This window comes from Bosea sp. 685 (genome assembly GCF_031884435.1).
GTDB lineage: Bacteria > Pseudomonadota > Alphaproteobacteria > Rhizobiales > Beijerinckiaceae > Allobosea.
In genome coordinates, this window is the sequence record NZ_CP134779.1 from 2,562,269 (window position 1) to 2,579,390 (window position 17,122).

The following is a 17,122-nucleotide window of genomic DNA, read 5'->3' on the forward strand; positions in this document are numbered from 1 at the left end:
TCAGGAAGGCCTGCGTGAAATGGGCGGGCCACATCGTTTTTGCTATACGCGCTCGCATGGCCTGCGTCACCATTGCGTCCGAGTCATTTCACATCTCTGCGAGGCGCCCGCGCCGCGATATCGGCAACGAGCTCCGTGACATGGCCGAAGCGCCGCAGCATCAGCCCGCCGCCATCGCCCGTATCCGCGCCGCCTGACGGCATCAATGCCGATTCGAAGCCGAGCTTGGAAGCCTCGCGCAGCCGCGCGGGCGCGACCGATACCGGCCGAATCGCGCCAGACAGCGCGATCTCACCGAAATAGACCGATTCCGGCGGCAGGATCGCCCCGCTCAGCGATGAGACCAGCGCGGCGGCGACCGCCAGATCGGCGGCGGGCTCGTTGACCCGCAGGCCGCCGGCGACATTCAGATAGACATCGTGCTGGCCAAGCTTGAGCCCGGCATGGGTCTCGAGCACGGCCAGCACCATGGCCAGGCGGCTGTTCTCCCAGCCGACGACGGCACGGCGCGGCGTGCCCAGCGAGGTCGGAGCGACCAGGGCCTGGATCTCGACCAGTACGGGCCGCGTGCCCTCGATCCCGGCGAAGACCGCTGCGCCCGGCGCCGCCTGATCCCGGTCCGCGAGGAAAAGCGCCGAGGGGTTGGTAACCTCCGACAGGCCCATCCCGGTCATCTCAAAAACGCCGATTTCGTCTGTGGGGCCGAAACGGTTCTTCTGGGCGCGCAGGATGCGGAAGGCATGCGCGCCTTCGCCCTCGAAGGAGAGCACGGCGTCGACCATGTGCTCGACGACACGGGGGCCGGCGATCTGCCCGTCCTTGGTGACATGGCCGACGAGAATCAGGCAGGCGCCGCTGGTCTTGGCATAGCGGATCAGCGCCTGCGCCGAGCCGCGAACCTGGGTGACGGTGCCCGGCGCGCTCTCGACCTCGCCCGACCACATGGTCTGGATCGAATCGATCACCACCAGGGCAGGGCGGCTGCCCTGGCCCAAGGTCGCGATGATGTCCTCGACATTGGTCTCCGCCGCCAGATCGACCGGGGCTTCGGCCAGCCCCATGCGCTCGGCGCGCAAGCGGACCTGGCCGGTCGATTCCTCGCCCGAGACATAGACGACGCGGCGGCCCGAAAGCGCGAGAGCGGCGCAGGCCTGCATCAGCAAGGTCGATTTGCCGATGCCGGGATTGCCGCCGATCAGCAGCACCGAGCCTGGCACGAAGCCGCCGCCGGTGACGCGGTCGAGTTCGCCGATGCCGGCCTTGATGCGTGGCGCGTCCTGCGTGTCGCCCTTCAGGGTCTCCAGAGCGAAGACGCGTCCGCGCGCCTTGCCGTTCGATGAGGTGCGGCCACCGGGAACAGGCGCGGCCTGCGCTTCCTCAGATAGCGAGGACCAGGTGCCGCAGGCGTCGCATTTGCCTTGCCAGCGATGATAGACCGCTCCGCAAGCCTGGCAGATATAGGTCGGACCGCGCTTGGCCATCGCGTCTTACGATGTCTTTCCGGGGCTTCGCGCTAGCGAAGAACCCGGAACCCACGACGGGACGCGACATTTTCCAAGCATGGTGGAAGGTGCGCGCCCGGTCGTGGGTTCCGGGTTCACGGCTGCGCCGTGCCCCGGAATGACAGTGGTGGGATCGCCTGCCAACGTGCTCACAACCCCACATAACGGCGCGCGTAACGCCGGCCGAGGCTGGTCAGGATCTCGTAGCCGACCGTCTTGGCCCCGGCGCCGACGGCCTCCAGGTCGAGTGGGCCGCCGATCAGCGTGACGGGCGCGCCGCGAACCGCCGCGCCGGCCGGGGCTTCGGTGACGTCGACGATGATCAGATCCATCGAGACAGAGCCGACAAAGGGGCAGGACACTCCGCCGACCAGCGCCGAGCCGCCCGTGACGGTATCGGTCCAGCTCGCATTGCGTGGGTAGCCGTCGGCATAGCCGAGGCAGATGGTGGCGAGCTTGCGCCGGCTCTTGGCCGTCCAGCGACCATTATAGCCGGCCTGCGTACCGGCCTCGACCTCGCGCAACTGGATGATGCGCGCCTCCAGGCCGATGACGGGCTGCATCGGGTTGGCCTGGCCCGGCATCGGGTTACCGCCATAGAGCGCATAGCCTGGCCGGGTGAGCTGATAGGACGGGCAGTCCTTCAGGAAATGGCCGGAGGAGTTCTTCAGCGAGGCCGCAGTGTCGGGGAATGCGGCTGCGATCTCGGCGAAGGCCGCGATCTGGCGGGCATTGGCCGGGTCCGCCTCATCCTCGGAGGAGGCGAAATGGCTCATCACCAGCCCGATCCCGGCCGCGGCGATCACGCCGCTGCGCTCGCGGGCCAGATTGAGTCCCTCGCCGGGCCAGAGCCCGAGCCGGTTCATCGCGGTATCGACATGCAGCGCCGCTGGTCGGACCTGCGCGCCGGTCTGGCGAAAGGAGGCCCATTCCAGCAGTTCCTCATGCGAACCGAGTACGGGCGAAAGCCCGTGCTCCGCATAGACGCCGCATGTGTCGGGTAAAAGCCCATTGAGGATATAGACCGCAGCATCGGGGGCAACGCTGCGCGCCCGGATACCCTCGGAGAGATGCGCGACGAAGAAGCTGCGGCAGCCGGCTTTGGCCAAGGCCGTCACTGCCGGTTCGATGCCGATGCCATAGGCGTTCGCCTTGACCACCGCGCCGGCTTCCGTGCCGGCACGCGCGCCCAGCGCCCGCCAATTGGCGACCAGCGCGCCGAGATCGATGGTGAGGATGGCGCCGACGGTCGCGGCGTCGGCTGAATCGAAAGTGCTCATTCGCGATCCGGGAGTCGGAGTTCGTCAGCGCGGTCGGAGAAGCGCGTCACCTCGGCGTCGAACTGGAGCGCGATCGCCCCGGTGGGGCCGTGGCGCTGCTTGCCGATGATGAGCTCGGCCACGCCATGGGCGGCTTCCATCTCGATTTGCCACTTGTTGTGTTCTTCGGTGCCGGGGCGCGGCTCCTTGCCCTTGAGATAGTATTCGTCGCGATAGACGAACATCACGACGTCGGCGTCCTGCTCGATCGAGCCCGATTCACGCAGATCCGAGAGCTGCGGGCGCTTGTCGTCGCGGCTTTCGACCTGACGCGAGAGCTGCGAAAGTGCGATGATCGGAACGGCAAGCTCCTTCGCCAGCGCCTTCAGGCTGGTGGTGATCTCGGTCAATTCCTGCACGCGATTCTGGCTGTTCTTGGACGAGCCGGAGAGGAGCTGCAGGTAGTCGATGAACAGGGCGTCGAGCCCCTTCTGACGCTTCAATCGGCGGGCGCGGGCGACGAGTTGGGCGATCGAGATACCGCCGGTCTGGTCGATATAAAGCGGCAGCTTCTCGATCTGCGCCGCGACATCGGTCAGCCTCGCGAAATCGGCCTCGGTGATGCGGCCCTGCCTGATCTTGTAGGAGGAGATGCCCGACTGCTCGGCGACGATACGCGTCGCGAGCTGGTCGGCCGACATTTCAAGCGAGAAGAAGGCGACGATGGCGCCATCGACGGTCTTGAGCGTACCGTCCGGCTGCCGCTCGCCGCGCCAGGCCTTCGCCATGTTGAAGGCGATATTGGTCGCAAGCGATGTCTTGCCCATGGCGGGGCGGCCGGCCAGCACGATCAGGTCGGAGGGCTGCAGGCCGCCCATGCGCTGGTCGAGATCGCGCAGGCCCGATGAAATGCCCGAGAGGCCGCCGGCGCGCGCATAGGCGTTGGCTGCCATGTCGATCGCGGTGCGCAGCGCGTTGTCGAATTTCTGGAAGCCGCCCTCGTAACGGCCCTTTTCGGCGAGTTCGTAGAGCTTGCGCTCGGCGTCCTCGATCTGCTCGCGCGGCGGCATCTCGACCGGCGCGTCATAGGCGACATTGACCAGCTCCTCGCCGACGCCGATGAGCTGGCGGCGAATGGCGAGGTCATAGACCGTGCGGCCGTAATCCTGCGCGTTGATGACCGTCGTTGCTTCGGCCGCAAGGCGGGCGAGATATTGCGAGGCGGTGATGCCGCCGAGGTCCATCTCGCCGACGAAGGTCTTGAGCGTGATCGGCGTCGCGATCTTGCCGGCGCGGACAAGGCTCGACATCAGCTCGAAGACGCGCTGGTGGATAGCCTCGAAGAAATGGTCCGGTAGCAGGAAGTCGGAGACGCGATAGAAGGCGTCGTTATTGACCAGGATTGCGCCCAGCAGCGCCTGCTCCGCCTCGATGTTGTGGGGCTGGACGCGGTACTCGGCCTCGCGGTTCTCGAGGCGGGCAACGAGGGCGGTGGCGGTGGCCATGGTCTGCGGACAGGTTCTGTCAAGGATGAGTCGGAACGTAGGTTAGTCTAGCACCCTGACGGTTTGCGCCAGCACCGAATCCGCAATCCACGGCACTCCACAGCCGCCAAACGAAAAGGGCGCCATGTTGCCATGGCGCCCTTGACTCGATGCGAAATCGAGAAAGCTCAGCGATCGTCCTCGCCGGCTTCCGCCAGGGCTGCGCCGACCTCGAGGCCGAGATCGTCGAGGTCGAATTCCTCGCGGGCCGTGACGTTCTCGCCGCGCACCTGGCGCACGGCCTCTTCCGCCGAACGGGCGACGTTGATCGTGACCGTCACCGAGACTTCCGGATGCAGCACGACCGGGACGGTGTGCAGGCCGAGCGTCTTGATCGGGGCGTTCAGCGTCACCTGGCTGCGGGCGACGTGGAAACCGTCGGCGGTCAGGGATTCGGCGATGTCGCGGGTCGAGACCGAGCCGTAGAGCACGCCGGACTCGCCGGACTGGCGCAGGATCACGACCGAGTGGCCGTTCAGCGTCTCGGCGACGGTCTCGGCTTCCGACTTCAGTTCGAGATTACGGGTCTCGAGCTCGATGCGCTGGGTCTCAAAGCGCTTGCGGTTGTCTTCGGTGGCGCGCAGCGCCTTACCGCGGGCGAGCAGGTAGTTGCGGCCGAAGCCGTCGCGGACGCGGACGACTTCGCCCATCTGGCCGAGCTTGGCGACGCGTTCGAGCAGGATCACTTCCATGGTCTTAATCTCCGTTTTGAGTGTGGTCGATGGGTTTAGGCGTTAGGGGATGGAGGCAGTGCAACCCGCTTGCGCAGGCCGAGAAGGGTGTCGAGCAGGCCCGCCAGAGCCAGCAGTGGCGTCAGGACGGCTTGCATGACGATGAGCGCGACATAGACCGAGACGAGCATCGGCGTGCGCCAGGCCTTGCCGCGTGAGGCGTCGTGCAGGAGCGCGAGCCCACTGAACATGAAGGCGGCAAGCAGGGCCCCGGTCATCGCCGCGCCGGCGACGCCGACGAAGCCGCCGAGCGAGGCCGTCACCAAAGCGAGCACCAGCAGCAGCAGCGCCTGGCGCGGCAATGTGGTGGCGGGGATGAACGGCCAGGGCCGCGGCAGCCGGCCGGAAATCCGGACCGCCTTGGCGGCGATCCAGAGATTGGCGGTGATCGTGGTGACGAAGGATGCGCCGATACCGACCGGAACCGCCGGCGCGAGGCTCTGGGCGAGCTCCGGCAGCCGGACATCGGCGGGCAGCGCGATCAGCTTGGCGCGTACCATTTCGGTGAGCAGGTTTTCGATGATCCGGGCGATGACGGAGCGATACGCCTCGTAATCCGTCGTCATCACGAGCGCGCTGCCGACGGTGACAAGCGCGGCCGTTCCGGCGATCCAGAGCAGCAACCGGCCGAGCGGATACCATTCGACAGCGCCTTCCTCCCCGCGCGCCAGCAAGGCGAGATAGGCGATCCACCAGGCCGGCACGGCAATGATGACGGCAAAGCCGACGCCGGCGGTGAGGCTGAGTGCCACGGCGACGGCAAGCGTGCCCGCGGCGATGGCCACGAGGCCCGCGCGGTGATTCCAGCCGAGCGCTGCGATGAAGATCGGGAGGGGAGCGGCGGAATACAGCAATGCCGCCAGCGGCGATCCAGTGATCACCACCGCGAAGAGCAGGGCCGCTACCAGGCCCGCGCCGATGCCGACGATCGGAAGCATGCTTTCGTCCTGCTGTCCCGCTGTTCGCAAGCCTTTCGGCCCGACAGGGTGAGAGGCTGTTCGCCTCAACATACCCGGTGGAGTTTCACCACTGGGCGACCATGGGTTGTCGTTTCGATGAACCGGCGGCGCTAATGCGCCGCCGGGGATTCTCAAATCCGCTCAGCGGATGACGTAGGGCAGCAGGCCGAGGAAGCGGGCGCGCTTGATCGCCTGGGCGAGCTCGCGCTGCTTCTTGGCGGAGACCGCCGTGATGCGCGACGGCACGATCTTGCCGCGCTCGGAGATGTAGCGCGAGAGCAGGCGCACATCCTTGTAGTCGATCTTCGGAGCGCCCTCACCCGAGAAGGGGCAGGACTTGCGGCGGCGGAAGAAGGGGCGGCGAGCGCCGGCTGATGCAGTCGACATGGCTCAGACCTCCGCGCCAGTGGTTTCGGTGACTTCGTCGTCGCGACGCGGACGGTCGCGGCGCGGGCCACGATCGCGGTCGAAACGGTCACCGCCACCGCCCGGGCCTCCACGGTCAAAGCGGTCGCCCCGATCGCCACGGTCGTCGCGGTCACGCTTCTGCAGCATGGCCGACTGGCCCTCTTCGAGTTCCTCGACGCGAACGGTCAGGAAGCGCAGGACGTCTTCGTTGATGCGCATCTGGCGCTCCATCTCCAGCACGGCGGCGGAGGGGGCGTTGATGTTCAGCAGCGAGTAATGCGCCTTGCGGTTCTTCTTGATGCGGTAGCCGAGCGACTTGACGCCCCAGTACTCCACCTTTGGAACCGAGCCGCCATTCGCCTCGATGATGCCCTTGAACTGCTCGACAAGGGTTTCGACCTGCTGCGCGCTGACGTCTTGTCGCGCGAGCAGGACATGCTCGTACAATGCCATTGAGTGGCCTTTCTGTTTCACCCTGCTTCGCCCGGCGCGGAGCCCTCCGAGCCCTGGAACAGGCCCGACAGGATTTCATCGAAGGCGGAGACACGGGATGACGGTCCTGATTAGGAACCTGCGGGCGTAAGCCCGCCATCCGTTCAGCCTCCGGCCGAACAAGCAGAAGCGGGTCGTTACAGGCTGACGACGCCTCGCGCAACCAAAATCAGTGCAAAGAACCCATCTGGACAGCGGAAATGTTGCATGAGTTGCTTGACGGGACCTCTCCAGCAATGTGACAGCGCCGTCTTGATCACTATGGCGTGACGATCGAGGTTAGCCTGAAATGACCACAGCGTTCATCTTTCCCGGCCAGGGTTCCCAGGTCGTGGGCATGGGCAAGAGCCTGACCGAGGCCTTCCCCCAGGCGAAAGCCGTGTTCGACGAGGTCGATGCGGCGCTCTCGCAGAAGCTCTCGACCCTGATGTGGGAAGGGCCTGCCGAGGAATTGACGCTGACCGCCAATGCGCAGCCGGCGCTGATGGCCGTCAGCCTCGCCGTCATTCGCGTGCTCGAGGCCGAGGCTGGGCTCGACCTGAAGCGCGACGCGGCCTTCGTCGCCGGCCACTCGCTCGGCGAATATTCGGCGCTCGCTGCGGCCGGGACCTTCAGCATCACGGATGCGGCGCGCCTGCTGCGGATCCGGGGCGACGCCATGCAGAAGGCCGTGCCGGCGGGGCAGGGCGCCATGGCCGCGCTTTTGGGGGCGGAGCTCGATCTCGCGCGCTCCATCGCCAACGACGCCGCGCAGGGCGAAGTCTGCGAGGCGGCCAATGACAACGGCGGTGGCCAGGTCGTGCTGTCGGGCGCCAAGGCGGCGATCGAGCGCGCCATCGCGCTTTCCGGCGAGCGCGGCGTCAAGCGCGCCATACTGCTGCCGGTTTCCGCGCCCTTCCATTGCGCCCTGATGCAGCCTGCGGCCGAGGCCATGCGCGCCGCGCTGGCTGCGGTCTCGATGCAGGCGCCGGTCGTGCCCGTGATGGCGAATGTCGGCGCCGCGCCGCTGAGCGATCCGGCCGCCATTCGCGCCTCATTGGTGGCGCAGGTCACCGGCACGGTGCGCTGGCGCGAATGCGTGCTGGCGATGGCCGATGCGGGCGTCAGCCAATTCGTCGAAGCCGGCAGCGGCAAGGTGCTGGCCGGCCTGATCAAGCGGATCGCGGCGGGAGCCGCCACCATTTCCGTCGGCACGGCCGACGATATCGCGAATTACAAAACCCGGAACGGGTGAAACGGCGAGGCGCCGAACACAGGGAGAGACCATGTTTGATTTGACGGGCAAGAAGGCTCTGGTTACCGGCGCGACCGGCGGCCTGGGTGGCGCGATTGCGCGGCTGCTGCACAGCCAGGGCGCGACTGTGGCGCTCTCTGGCACGCGGCTCGAGGCTCTGGAGGCTCTGGCCGCCGAACTTGGTGAGCGGGCTGTGATCGCGCCGTGCAATCTGTCCGACAAGGAATCGGTCGAGGCGCTGGTGCCGGCGGCGGAAGAGAAGCTCGGTGGACTCGATATCCTCGTCAACAATGCCGGCGTCACGCGCGACAACCTGTTCCTGCGCTTGAAGGACGAGGATTGGGACAGCGTCATCGCCGTCAATCTGACCGCGGCCTTCAGGCTCTCTCGCGCGGCCGTGAAGACGATGATGCGCCGCCGCTATGGTCGTATCATCTCGATCGGCTCCGTCGTCGGGACGACCGGCAATCCCGGGCAGGGCAATTATGCGGCCTCCAAGGCCGGGCTGATCGGTATGTCGAAAGCGCTCGCGGCCGAAGTCGCCAGCCGTAACATCACCGTCAATATCGTCGCACCGGGGTTCATCGAGTCGCCGATGACGCAGGCGTTGAACGAAAAGCAGCGCGAGGGCATCTTGTCCGACGTGCCGATGGGCCGGCTGGGCTCGGGCGCAGATGTTGCTGCCGCGGTTGCCTATCTCGCCAGCAATGAGGCCGCCTACGTGACGGGGCAGACACTGCACGTCAACGGCGGAATGACAATGATTTGAATGGCTTGATAAAGCTTTTCAAAAGTTTTTAAAGAGGGTTTTGCACTCTCGCCAGCCTCCGCGGCCTGTGTTACTGAGCGCCGTCGCGCTGCAGCGCAGGAGCCGAGGGGACTTGACGAGGACCCGGTTGTTGCGTTTGTGCAGGCTTCGAGAGTTCCGGCCCGCCGGCACCATTCTGGTGAGGTGGGATACGGGAAGTGCAATTCCCCTATACGCGTCGCGATCCAGCGGTGTGTTTCAAGCTTTAAGGAAGAGACCCATGAGCGATGTCGCCGAGCGCGTGAAGAAGATCGTGGTCGAGCATCTCGGCGTCGAGCCGGAGAAGGTCGTGGACGGCGCGAACTTCATCGAAGACCTGGGCGCTGACAGCCTCGACACCGTCGAGCTCGTGATGGCCTTCGAGGAAGAGTTCGGCGTCGAGATCCCCGACGATGCAGCCGAGACGATCGTGACCGTCGGCGACGCCGTCAAGTTCCTGTCGAAGACTGCCTGAGCAGCCTTCAGGTCGCTCGCCGCCGAAAGTCCCATGGTTTCACGCAGTTTTACGATGCGACGTGTCGTCGTCACCGGCCTCGGCATGGTGACGCCGCTCGGATGTGGCGTCGAGCCGACTTGGGCTCGCATTCTGTCCGGCGCCAGCGGCGCCGGGCCGATCACGAGTTTTGACGCGAGCGATCTGCCTGCGCGGATCGCCTGCAACATCCCGCTTGGCGATGGAACCGGCAGCACCTTCAATCCCGACGATTGGATGGAGCCGAAGGAACAGCGCAAGGTCGATGATTTCATCGTCTTTGCGATGGCGGCGGCCAAGCAGGCGCTGACCGATGCGAACTGGGCGCCCGAGAGCTACGAGGACCAGACCGCGACCGGTGTCGCGATCGGTTCCGGCATTGGCGGGCTCGGCGGCATCTATGAGGCTTCCATCCTGCTGAAGGAGCGCGGCCCGCGCCGGCTCTCGCCCTTCTTCATCCCTGGCCGCCTGAGCAATCTGGCGGCGGGCTATGTCTCGATCGAGAACCACCTCAAGGGCCCCAACCACGCGGTTGTGACGGCATGCTCCACCGGCGCTCATGCGATCGGCGATGCTGCCCGCATGGTCGCGCTCGGCGATGCCGAGGTGATGGTGGCCGGCGGCACGGAATCGGCGATCAACCGGCTCGGCATTGCAGGTTTCTGCGCCTGCCGCGCGCTATCGACCGGCTTCAACGACACGCCCGAGAAGGCCTCGCGCCCTTATGACAAGGACCGCGACGGCTTCGTCATGGGCGAGGGTGCCGGCGTTGTCGTGCTTGAGGAACTCGAACACGCCTTGGCGCGTGGCGCCCGCATCTATGCCGAGATCACCGGCTACGGCATGTCGGGCGACGCCTATCACATCACCTCGCCTTCGGAAGACGGCGACGGCGCTTATCGCTGCATGTCCGCCGCCTTGAATCGGGCGGGGCTGACGGCGTCCGATCTCGATTACGTCAACGCGCACGGCACCTCGACGCAGCTCGGCGACGAGATCGAACTGCGCGCGGTCGAGCGGCTTCTGGCCAATGCCTCGCGCAAGCCGGCGATGTCCTCGACCAAATCGGCCACGGGCCATCTGCTCGGCGCTGCCGGCGCGATCGAGGCGATCTTCTCGATCCTGGCGATTCGCGACCAGATCGCACCGCCGACGATCAATCTCGACAACCCTTCCGTCGAGACCGATCTCGATCTCGTGCCTCATGTCGCCAAGAAGCGCCGCATCGACGCTGTGCTGTCGAATTCCTTCGGCTTTGGCGGCACCAACGCGTCTCTGGTGATGCGGCGCTACGTCGACTGAGTCTCGTGTTTTCGAGGACAGCGCGCTTTCGCCATAATTTCTGCTAGTCTGCCGGTCGAAACCACGACAGGCTGGCTTGCTGGTCGTATCCGTCTCGCTGGCGGCACGAAGCCTGTATCAATTTGAAGAAATGCGAGCGCCGAACCGTGAACCAGTCGCCCCGCGTCGCCCCCAAGAGCCCCAGCGAGGCACTCAAGCCGGTCGCTCCGCCCGCGCCGCCGCCAAAGGCGCGCCGCCGCCGTCGCAGCCCCTTCATCGCCATGATGAGCGGCCTGTTCACGGCGTTGCTGGTCCTGGCCGGCGTCGTCGGCGCCGGCATCGCCGTGGTCGGCAGCCAGAGCAAGGCGCCAGGCCCGCTCGCCAGCGACCGTGTCCTGATCATCCCCAAGGAAAGTGGCCTGACGGAGATCTCCGATCTCCTGCTGCGCGAAGGGTTGATCGAGCACCCCTGGGCCTTCCGCGTCTCGGCGCTGGTGACCGGCAACTGGACCAAGCTGAAGGCGGGCGAATATCTGTTCAAGGCCCGCGCCAGCCAGCAGGAGATTCTCGACATCATTGCCGAGGGCAAGGCCGTCGAGCATTCGATCACGGTGCCCGAGGGACTGACGAGCGAGCAGATCATCGCCAGGCTTAAGGACAACGACCTTTTGACCGGCGACGTGATCCAGGTGCCGCGTGAAGGCTCGATCCTGCCCGATACCTACAAGTTCCAGCGCGGCTCGACCCGGCAGGCCATCGTCGACCGCATGACGCGCGATCAGCGCATTGCCCTCAACGCAATCTGGACCAAGCGCCCCGCCGATCTGCCGATCAAGACGCCGCAGGAACTGGTGATCCTGGCCTCCATCGTCGAGAAGGAGACCGGCCGGGCCGATGAACGGCCGCGCGTCGCCGGCGTCTTCATCAACCGCCTCAACCGCAAGATGAAGCTCCAGTCCGACCCGACGATCGTTTACGGCATCGTCGGTGGCAAGGGCACGCTCGGCCGCTCGATCCAGCGCAACGAGATTACCCAGGCGACGCCCTACAACACCTATGTCATCGACGGGCTGCCGCCAGGCCGATCGCCAATCCGGGCCGCGCGGCCATGGAGGCCGTGGTCAATCACTCGCGGACCAAGGAGCTCTATTTCGTCGCCGACGGCAGCGGCGGCCATGCCTTCGCCGAGACGCTGGACCAGCACAACCGCAATGTCGGGCGCTGGCGCCAGCTCGAGGCCGGGCGTCGCGAGCCGGGCAAGCCGCCGTCGGAATCCTCCGTCGACAAGGTCGAGCCGCCGCCGGCGCCCGATACGCGCACCGAGGCGCCCGGACCGCAGCGGGCCAACACCGACACGGATGATGTCGAGACCTTCCCGACGCCGGGGAGCCGCCGTGCGGGGGCGCCCGTGGCTCAGCCGGGCGCCAGCGTCCAGGCCGGCGTCACTGGGCGAGCCCGCGCCTTCGACGCCTCGGAAGGGACAGCGCGCGATCCCCTGCTGAACAAGAGCTTCGATCTGAACAGCCCCAAGCAGGTGCCTTCGCTGCGCCCCTAGCCATCCGGGCGCTATCCACATCCTGGACCGGGACGCTGCGGCGGCAAGGCTTGCTCGCCGGGGTACCTGTCACTAGAGCAGGATCGATGCGAAAAAGTGCGAACCGGTTTTTCGCATCGATCCTGCTCTCACTTTTAGATGAGAGACGGATTCAGATGTCAGATGGGATCACTTCGTGATTCCACCAGACATCATCCGGCTCTAGGGTCCGCCGCGTTGTTGCGGCAGAGACAGGGATTTCCATGGCCATCGAGAGCATGACGGGATTTGCCCGCGTCGCCGGCACGGTGGGCATCCATGCCTGGGCCTGGGAGATCCGCAGCGTCAACGGGCGTGGCCTGGATGTGCGCGTGCGTGTGCCGCCGGGTTTCGAGAGCATCGCCGAAGCCGCGCGCAAGCGCATCTCCGGCGCCTTTTCGCGCGGGACCCTGCATGTGAACCTCGCGGTGACCAGCGATGCGGGCCCGCCGCGTCCGCGGATCAACGAAGCGGCGCTCGCCACGCTTCTGGAGGCGGTATCGCGCCTGCCCGCATCGGATGCCATTCGCCCCGCCTCCTATGACGGGCTGCTCGGCATTCGCGGCGTGGTCGAATTCACTGAGGAGGCCCAGGACGCGCTCGGAGCCGTCGAGGCCTCCGTGCTGAAGGGGCTGGAAGCCGTCGTGCTGGCCTTGAAGGAGGCGCGGGCAAGCGAGGGGCGTGCGCTCGAAGCCGTGCTCTCCGGGCATCGCGACAGCATCGCTCGCCTCACGGCCGAGGCCGAGAGCCACCCCGCCCGCGGCGTCGATGCGATCCGTGAGCGCTTGGCCACACAGCTGCGGGCGCTGATGGAAGCAAGCCCGGCGCTCGATCCGCAGCGCTTGCATCAGGAGGCGGCCCTGCTGGCGGTCAAGGCCGACATCCGCGAGGAGGTTGACCGTCTGCACGCCCATGTCGCCGCCTTGCAGGTGCTGCTCGACCAGGGCGGCGCGATCGGCCGCAAGCTTGATTTCCTTTCGCAGGAGTTCGGCCGCGAGGCTTCGACCCTCTGCGCCAAGGCGGGTGATGCCGGCTTGTCGCGGATTGGCCTGGAGCTGCGGACCGTCGTCGACCAGATGCGCGAGCAGGTGCAGAATGTGGAGTGAGCGCTGATGGCTGACGCCGTTCGCCCGGCCCGTCGCGGGCTTATGCTGATCCTGTCCTCGCCATCGGGCGCGGGAAAGTCGACGCTGACGCGCAATCTGTCGCAGAACGAGAACAATCTCGATTTGTCGATCTCGGTGACGACGCGGCTCAAGCGCCCCTCCGAGATCGACGGCGTGCATTACCGCTTCATCGATCGTGCGACCTTCGACGCGATGCGCCAGCACAACGAGCTGCTGGAATGGGCCGAGGTCCATGGCAATGGCTATGGTACGCCGCGCAAGGATGTCGAGGCGTCGCTCGCCGACGGCCGGGACGTGCTCTTTGATATCGACTGGCAGGGCACCCAGCAGATCGTCAAGAAAGCGCGCGAGGATGTCGTCACCATCTTCATCCTGCCGCCTTCCATGGCCGAATTGCGCTCCAGGCTCGTGCGCCGCGCCGAGGATGCTCCCGAGGTCATCGCCAAGCGCCTCGGCAATGCCCGTGACGAGATCGCGCGCTGGGAGAAATACGACTATGTCATCGTCAATGACGATCTCGGTGCGGCCTATGAATCGATCAAGGCGATCCTGACGGCGGAGCGGCTGAAGCGCAGCCGGGCGACCGGCCTCAAGGATTTCGTCGATCGCCTGCTCGGCGAGACTCTGCCGTAACGGCCAGAGCCAGGCCCGAAAACGGGGAACCGATTTTCGAAACAAGCTGAAGATCAGAGCGCGATAAAGTCAGTTCGGCTGGATGCCAGCCTCGCGGACGAGCTTGGACCAGCGCGCGCTGTCGGCCGCGATCACCGCCGAAAGCTCGGCTGGCGAATTGCCTATCGGCGTTGCGCCCTGGGCCTGCATGGCCTCCGCAACATCGGCGGATTTGATCGCCTGGGACACGGCTTCGTTCAGCTTTGCGACGACCGGGGCCGGCGTCGCTGCCGGCGCCATCAGCGCATACCAGGAGACGGCCTCGAAGCCCGGCAATCCGAAGGCCTCGGCGATGGTCGGCAATTCGGGCATCACCGCGCTGCGCCGCGCGCTGGCGAGCCCGAGCGCGCGCAACTGGCCGCCATCGATCAAGGGCTTGGCAGTTGAGAGCTGCGCAAAGATCAGGTCGACATCGCCGCGCAGGACATCGGTCAGGGCCGGTGCGACGCCGCGATAAGGGACATGCGTCATCGATAGGCCGGTCGAACGAGCCAATAATTCCGCGGCAAGATGGGCCAGGCTGCCGGCGCCGGGAGACGCGTAGGTCAGGCCTCGTTGGTTCGGGCCAGGCCGCCCGCGCGCGAGCATGTCTTGTGCGGTGGCTATCGGTGACCCGGAGGCAACGACCAGCACGTTCTCGACGCTGGCGATCTGCGTGATCGGGGTGAAATCCTTGACCGGATCATAGGGCAGGTTGGCAAACAGCGCCGGATTGACCGCTGCATTGCCGACCGGCATCAGCGCCAGCGTGTAGCCGTCGGCCTCCGCCTTGGCGACGGCGGCCATGGCCGTGTTGCCTTGGGCGCCGACCCGGTTCTCGACCATGACCGGCTTGCCCCAGCGTTGCGTCAGCTTCTCGGCGACGATGCGCGCAAGCGCGTCGGGCGCGCCGCCCGCCGCGAAGCCGACGATGATCCGGACTGGCTTCATTGGATAATCCGTCGGCTGGGCTTCGGTCGGGCGAGCACCCGCCAAACCGGCAGCGACCGTGATGCAGCTCAACAAGGACGCGATAGCGCGGCGCATCGGCGCGACCTCCTGACGACGAACCAGAGCATCGACCCGAAACCTGGGAGCCGGTTTTCGGACGAGCCGATGCAAGATCAAGGCCTTGGACCACCGGCTCGCGTGAAGAAAATGCGTTAAAACAAGGAGGTAGAGCAGTTTGCGATCCAATTGGATCGGAAATTTCTCTCATCAACGCCGCTGCGCCAAGGCGTTGGCGAGCCGCACGAAGCCCGTGACCGGAATCTCTTCGGCCCGGGCCGTCGGCGCAAGCCCGGCTTCCTCGATCAACGGCAGCGGGTCCGAGAGGATCGGCTTCAGGCTCTGGCGCAGCATCTTGCGTCGTTGGCCGAAGGCGGCGAGCGTGACCCGCTCGAGCAAGCGCCGGTCACAGGGCTCCGGCTCGGTGCGCGGAACCAGCTGCACGATCGAGGAGGTGATCTTCGGCTGGGGCACGAAAGCAGTGCGCGGCACGTCGAACAGGATCTTTGTTTCGCAAAGCCAGTTGCACAGCACAGCGAGCCGGCCGTAATCGGCGCGTTCCTCCGGCGTCGCCACGATCCGCTCGGCGACCTCGCGCTGGAACATCAGTGTCAGCGATTGCCACCAGGGCGGCCAGGGGTCGAGGCTGAGCCAGCCCACGAGCAACGGTGTGCCGATGTTATAGGGCAGGTTCGCAACGATGCGGGCCGGTTTGCCGGCGAGATACGGTGTGAGATCGACAGCCAGCGCGTCGCCGTCGATGACCTCCAGGCGGCCGGGATAATGCGCGGCGATCTCCGCCAGCGCGGGCAGGCAGCGCCGGTCGCGCTCGATTGCGATCACCCGGCCGGCGCCATTGGCGAGCAGTGCGCGCGTCAATCCGCCGGGGCCTGGCCCGATCTCGACCACGGTCTCGCCGTCCAGCGGGCCGGCCGCCCGCGCGATCCGTCCGGTGAGGTTGAGGTCGAACAGGAAGTTCTGCCCGAGCGCCTTCTGGGCCATGAGGCCATGGCGCTCGACCACATCGCGCAGGGGCGGCAGGGTGTCGATCTGACTCACGCCGAAGCCTGCATGGGTTGCGCCGCCATGCGTGCGGCAAGCCGCAGTGCGGCGCAGAGGCTGTCGGGCCGGGCGATGCCTTGCCCGGCAATGTCGAAGGCGGTGCCGTGGTCCGGAGAGGTTCGGATGAAGGGCAAGCCGAGCGTGACATTCACCCCCTCGTCGAAGGCGATCGTCTTGATCGGGATCAGTGCCTGGTCATGGTACATCGCCAGCGCGACATCATAGCCGGCGCGCGCCCGGGCATGGAACATCGTGTCGGCCGGGTAGGGACCGCGCGCCTCGATGCCCAGCGCCCGCAACCTGGCGATGGCAGGCGCGACCACCTCGTTGTCTTCGCGCCCGAGTGCACCGCCTTCGCCGGCATGCGGGTTCAGGCCGCTCACCGCGATACGGGGTGAGGCGATGCCGAAGCGGCGCGATAATTCATCAGCGACGATCCGGCCGGTTTCGACGATCAGGTCCTGCGTCAGGGCATCCGGAACAGACCGCAGCGGGATATGGATCGTGACGGGAACGACCGCGAGGTCCTCGCACCACAGCATCATGACCGGGTGAGGCGGCGTACCGCCATCAGCGGCGAGATGCGCGAGGAATTCCGTGTGGCCGGGATGAGCGAAGCCGGCGGCATAAAGCACGGATTTGGCGATTGGGTTGGTGACGAGCGCCGAGGCCTGTCCTTGCCTCACAGCCGCGACCGCAGAGGTGATCGAGCCGATCGTACCAGCTGCCGACGCCGGATCAGGCTGTCCCGGCTTTGCCGTAACGGCGTGACCATGCGCGATGACAGGCAAGGCCGTTGCGAAGAAACGGTTCACCGCATCCCATTCGCAGGAGATCAGCGGAACATCGAGCCCGAGCCTTTGCGCTGTCTGCGCGAGATGGTCGATATTCGTGAGGCAGGCAAAGGCAGGCAGCGAGCGCTGCTCGCGTTCCCGCCAGGCCAGCAATGCGAGTTCGGGGCCGATTCCAGCCGGGTCGCCCTGCGTCAGGGCCAGTGGCAGCGCTGGCACC

At 66.3% G+C, this 17,122-nt stretch carries 16 protein-coding genes and 1 pseudogene; 7 read left to right on the forward strand and 10 right to left on the reverse strand.

The features are described from left to right. Positions 1-83: 83 nt before the first annotated feature. The 7 genes from radA to rpsF all read right to left on the reverse strand — a co-directional run bounded on the left by radA (position 84) and on the right by rpsF (position 6,856). Positions 84-1,481 carry a DNA repair protein RadA gene (gene radA, locus RMR04_RS13585; protein WP_311915128.1) on the reverse strand — a complete coding sequence of 466 codons (1,398 nt, stop codon included), beginning with the start codon at positions 1,479-1,481 and terminating at the stop codon, positions 84-86. A gap of 170 nt (positions 1,482-1,651) precedes the next feature. Then, the gene (gene alr, locus RMR04_RS13590) at positions 1,652-2,782 is read right to left on the reverse strand and encodes an alanine racemase (RefSeq protein ID WP_311915129.1); all 1,131 of its coding nucleotides are present in this window, start codon (positions 2,780-2,782) and stop codon (positions 1,652-1,654) included. After that, positions 2,779-4,266, reverse strand: a complete 1,488-nt coding sequence (locus tag RMR04_RS13595; RefSeq protein ID WP_311915130.1) for a replicative DNA helicase — start codon at positions 4,264-4,266, stop codon at positions 2,779-2,781. Before RMR04_RS13595 ends, alr begins: the two co-directional genes overlap by 4 nt. 167 nt (positions 4,267-4,433) lie before the next feature. Then, entirely contained in the window at positions 4,434-4,997 is a 564-nt protein-coding gene (gene rplI / locus RMR04_RS13600; RefSeq protein WP_311915131.1) for a 50S ribosomal protein L9, read from the reverse strand. A gap of 35 nt (positions 4,998-5,032) precedes the next feature. After that, positions 5,033-5,974 (reverse strand): DUF2232 domain-containing protein, encoded by a 942-nt coding sequence (locus tag RMR04_RS13605; RefSeq protein WP_311915132.1) that lies wholly within the window; start codon positions 5,972-5,974, stop codon positions 5,033-5,035. A gap of 162 nt (positions 5,975-6,136) precedes the next feature. Then, positions 6,137-6,382: a 30S ribosomal protein S18 gene (gene rpsR, locus RMR04_RS13610; protein ID WP_038367644.1), complete on the reverse strand. Its 246-nt coding sequence runs from the start codon at positions 6,380-6,382 to the stop codon at positions 6,137-6,139. Between the two features lie 3 nt (positions 6,383-6,385). Beyond that, entirely contained in the window at positions 6,386-6,856 is a 471-nt protein-coding gene (rpsF, locus tag RMR04_RS13615) for a 30S ribosomal protein S6 (protein ID WP_069691695.1), read from the reverse strand. Positions 6,857-7,184: 328 nt separating this feature from the next. On the opposite strand from rpsF, the gene fabD reads away from it, so the two are divergent. The 7 genes and pseudogenes from fabD to gmk all read left to right on the forward strand — a co-directional run bounded on the left by fabD (position 7,185) and on the right by gmk (position 14,023). Next, positions 7,185-8,129 (forward strand): ACP S-malonyltransferase, encoded by a 945-nt coding sequence (gene fabD, locus RMR04_RS13620; RefSeq protein ID WP_311915133.1) that lies wholly within the window; start codon positions 7,185-7,187, stop codon positions 8,127-8,129. A gap of 31 nt (positions 8,130-8,160) precedes the next feature. Next, positions 8,161-8,898, forward strand: a complete 738-nt coding sequence (gene fabG / locus RMR04_RS13625; protein WP_311915134.1) for a 3-oxoacyl-[acyl-carrier-protein] reductase — start codon at positions 8,161-8,163, stop codon at positions 8,896-8,898. A 259-nt stretch (positions 8,899-9,157) separates the two neighbouring features. Beyond that, a complete protein-coding gene (locus RMR04_RS13630) occupies positions 9,158-9,391 on the forward strand; it encodes an acyl carrier protein (protein ID WP_054207921.1) in 234 nt (77 codons plus the stop codon). Between the two features lie 54 nt (positions 9,392-9,445). Then, complete coding sequence (gene fabF, locus RMR04_RS13635; protein WP_311915828.1) at positions 9,446-10,711, forward strand: beta-ketoacyl-ACP synthase II; 1,266 nt, start codon at positions 9,446-9,448, stop codon at positions 10,709-10,711. Between the two features lie 263 nt (positions 10,712-10,974). Next, positions 10,975-12,245 (forward strand): annotated as a pseudogene (gene mltG, locus RMR04_RS13640) (endolytic transglycosylase MltG). A 242-nt stretch (positions 12,246-12,487) separates the two neighbouring features. Continuing rightward, positions 12,488-13,369: a YicC/YloC family endoribonuclease gene (locus tag RMR04_RS13645; protein WP_311915135.1), complete on the forward strand. Its 882-nt coding sequence runs from the start codon at positions 12,488-12,490 to the stop codon at positions 13,367-13,369. Between the two features lie 6 nt (positions 13,370-13,375). Continuing rightward, on the forward strand, positions 13,376-14,023 hold the full coding sequence (gene gmk, locus RMR04_RS13650; RefSeq protein ID WP_311915136.1) for a guanylate kinase: 648 nt from the start codon (positions 13,376-13,378) through the stop codon (positions 14,021-14,023). 69 nt (positions 14,024-14,092) lie between these two features. Here gmk and RMR04_RS13655 read toward each other — a convergent pair whose 3' ends face one another. The 3 genes from RMR04_RS13655 to pdxA all read right to left on the reverse strand — a co-directional run bounded on the left by RMR04_RS13655 (position 14,093) and on the right by pdxA (position 17,121). After that, the gene (locus RMR04_RS13655) at positions 14,093-15,088 is read right to left on the reverse strand and encodes a Bug family tripartite tricarboxylate transporter substrate binding protein (protein ID WP_311915137.1); all 996 of its coding nucleotides are present in this window, start codon (positions 15,086-15,088) and stop codon (positions 14,093-14,095) included. 171 nt (positions 15,089-15,259) lie between these two features. Then, positions 15,260-16,108 carry a 16S rRNA (adenine(1518)-N(6)/adenine(1519)-N(6))-dimethyltransferase RsmA gene (rsmA, locus tag RMR04_RS13660; RefSeq protein ID WP_311915138.1) on the reverse strand — a complete coding sequence of 283 codons (849 nt, stop codon included), beginning with the start codon at positions 16,106-16,108 and terminating at the stop codon, positions 15,260-15,262. Further along, on the reverse strand, positions 16,105-17,121 hold the full coding sequence (pdxA, locus tag RMR04_RS13665) for a 4-hydroxythreonine-4-phosphate dehydrogenase PdxA (protein ID WP_311915139.1): 1,017 nt from the start codon (positions 17,119-17,121) through the stop codon (positions 16,105-16,107). The genes rsmA and pdxA overlap by 4 nt, the downstream gene beginning before the upstream one ends. Position 17,122: the final 1 nt, after the last annotated feature.

Excerpts from the sequence above, each read along its gene's own strand:
- radA (WP_311915128.1), bottom strand. The coding sequence starts at position 1,481 with ATGGCCAAGCGCGGTCCGACCTATATCTGCCAGGCTTGCGGAGCGGTC.
- alr (WP_311915129.1), bottom strand. The coding sequence starts at position 2,782 with ATGAGCACTTTCGATTCAGCCGACGCCGCGACCGTCGGCGCCATCCTC.
- RMR04_RS13595 (WP_311915130.1), bottom strand. The coding sequence starts at position 4,266 with ATGGCCACCGCCACCGCCCTCGTTGCCCGCCTCGAGAACCGCGAGGCC.
- rplI (WP_311915131.1), bottom strand. The coding sequence starts at position 4,997 with ATGGAAGTGATCCTGCTCGAACGCGTCGCCAAGCTCGGCCAGATGGGC.
- RMR04_RS13605 (WP_311915132.1), bottom strand. The coding sequence starts at position 5,974 with ATGCTTCCGATCGTCGGCATCGGCGCGGGCCTGGTAGCGGCCCTGCTC.
- rpsR (WP_038367644.1), bottom strand. The coding sequence starts at position 6,382 with ATGTCGACTGCATCAGCCGGCGCTCGCCGCCCCTTCTTCCGCCGCCGC.
- rpsF (WP_069691695.1), bottom strand. The coding sequence starts at position 6,856 with ATGGCATTGTACGAGCATGTCCTGCTCGCGCGACAAGACGTCAGCGCG.
- fabD (WP_311915133.1), top strand. The coding sequence starts at position 7,185 with ATGACCACAGCGTTCATCTTTCCCGGCCAGGGTTCCCAGGTCGTGGGC.
- fabG (WP_311915134.1), top strand. The coding sequence starts at position 8,161 with ATGTTTGATTTGACGGGCAAGAAGGCTCTGGTTACCGGCGCGACCGGC.
- RMR04_RS13630 (WP_054207921.1), top strand. The coding sequence starts at position 9,158 with ATGAGCGATGTCGCCGAGCGCGTGAAGAAGATCGTGGTCGAGCATCTC.
- fabF (WP_311915828.1), top strand. The coding sequence starts at position 9,446 with ATGCGACGTGTCGTCGTCACCGGCCTCGGCATGGTGACGCCGCTCGGA.
- RMR04_RS13645 (WP_311915135.1), top strand. The coding sequence starts at position 12,488 with ATGGCCATCGAGAGCATGACGGGATTTGCCCGCGTCGCCGGCACGGTG.
- gmk (WP_311915136.1), top strand. The coding sequence starts at position 13,376 with ATGGCTGACGCCGTTCGCCCGGCCCGTCGCGGGCTTATGCTGATCCTG.
- RMR04_RS13655 (WP_311915137.1), bottom strand. The coding sequence starts at position 15,088 with ATGCGCCGCGCTATCGCGTCCTTGTTGAGCTGCATCACGGTCGCTGCC.